The 1,109-nt window shown below is 67.7% G+C and carries 1 protein-coding gene; it reads right to left on the reverse strand.

The genetic code is table 11. The features are described 5' to 3' along the window. The coding region (locus G7A99_RS20470) for an aconitase family protein (protein ID WP_240466362.1) at positions 1 to 1,109 on the reverse strand (1,109 nt) is incomplete at both ends.

The raw sequence follows: 1,109 nt of genomic DNA on the forward strand, positions 1-1,109 counted from the left end.
CAGGAGGTGATCGCGGCGATCACCACGTCGCCATGCTTGAGCCAGTGCTTCTCGCCGTCGAGCTCGAACTCGACCGCGCCGGCCTCGTGCCAGTTCTCGTTGCCCGGTGCGGCGTGGCCGCCCTCACCCTCGAAGCGGGCGACGTCGCCGTTCGCCGGCATCGCGTCGTGGGCCTCGAGCTCGTTCTCCAGCGTATCGAGGAAGGCGCTCTTCGCGTCGGTGAGGGCGATGCGGTCCTGGGGACGCTTGGGGCCGGCGATGCTCGGCACGACGTCGCCGAGATCCAGCTCCAGGGTATCCGAGTAGTCGGCCTCGCGGGCACCGGTCTCGCGCCACAGGCCCTGGGCCTTGGAATAGGCCTTGACCAGCTCGACGGTCTCGGCGTCGCGCCCGGAGAGCTCCATGTAGCGGATGGTCTCGGCGTCGATGGGGAAGATGCCGCAGGTCGCGCCGTACTCCGGGGCCATGTTGCCGATGGTCGCCCGGTCCGCCAGGGGCAGGTTGTCCAGGCCGTCGCCGTAGAACTCGACGAACTTGCCGACCACGCCCTTCTGCCGGAGCATCTGGGTGACCGTGAGCACCAGGTCGGTGGCGGTGGCGCCCTCGCGGAGCGAGCCGTTGAGCTTGAAGCCGATGACCTGCGGGATGAGCATCGTGATCGGCTGGCCAAGCATCGCCGCTTCCGCCTCGATGCCGCCGACGCCCCAGCCGAGCACGCCGAGGCCGTTGATCATGGTGGTGTGGGAGTCCGTGCCCACCAGGGTGTCCGGGTAGGCGAGGGTGCGGCCGTTCTCCTCCTTGGTCATCACGCCCTTGGCCAGGTACTCGAGGTTGACCTGATGGACGATGCCGGTGCCCGGCGGCACCACACGGAAGTTCGAGAACGCCTTCTGGCCCCAGCGCAGGAACTTGTAACGCTCCTCGTTGCGCTTGAACTCGATCTTGGTGTTGAGATCGAGGGAATCCGGCTTGCCGAAGTGATCGACCATCACCGAGTGGTCCACCACCAGGTCCACCGGCTCCAGCGGGTTGATCAGGTTCGGGTCACCGCCCAGCTCCTGCATCGCATCGCGCATCGCCGCGAGGTCCACCACCGCAGGGACGCCGGT

The sequence above is a fragment of the Arhodomonas sp. KWT genome (genome assembly GCF_010993615.1).